Source organism: Occallatibacter gabretensis, from assembly GCF_001449115.1.
In the GTDB taxonomy this organism is placed as follows: domain Bacteria; phylum Acidobacteriota; class Terriglobia; order Terriglobales; family Acidobacteriaceae; genus Telmatobacter; species Telmatobacter gabretensis.
This window is the reverse complement of record NZ_LAIJ01000019.1, coordinates 287-729: the sequence shown is the minus strand read 5'-3', so window position 1 is coordinate 729 and position 443 is coordinate 287. Positions and strand designations below refer to the sequence as shown.

Annotated in this window: 1 protein-coding gene; it reads right to left on the bottom strand. The window is 58.5% G+C overall.

Annotated features, from left to right (window positions below):
• Positions 1–317, bottom strand: a 317-nt coding sequence (locus VO84_RS21930; RefSeq protein WP_058189939.1) for a nucleotidyltransferase domain-containing protein, incomplete at its 3' end; no start/stop codon positions are given.
• Between the last annotated feature and the right edge of the window lie 126 nt (positions 318–443).

Sequence of the window (443 nt, the reverse complement as noted above, 5' to 3'; positions counted from 1 at the left end):
TCACGTTTCGCCGGATAACGCCACGGAATAATGTCATCATGCACCACGATGGTCACTTCCACCGCACGCAGAATTTCGCTTTCACCCGGGCTCGCGCTGGTTTCCAGCAGATCGTTAATCAGCGCACGACGGGTGGTTTCATCCAGACGCACGGTCACGGTCACCAGCAGATCAATATCGCTATGCGGTTTCAGGCCGCCATCCACCGCGCTGCCATACAGATGCACGGCCAGCAGGGTCGGTTCCAGATGACGTTCAATCACGCCCACCACTTCAGACAGCTGGGTGCTCACTTCCGCAATCACCGCTTCACGCATAATGTTCAGTTTGGTTTTCGGACGGCTGCCCTGCTGGGTCACATCGTTGCTGCTCCACAGCATCAGGCAACGGCCCACCGCATAACGCGCCTGCTGTTTGCTCGCACGCGGCATGCTCTGCACGCC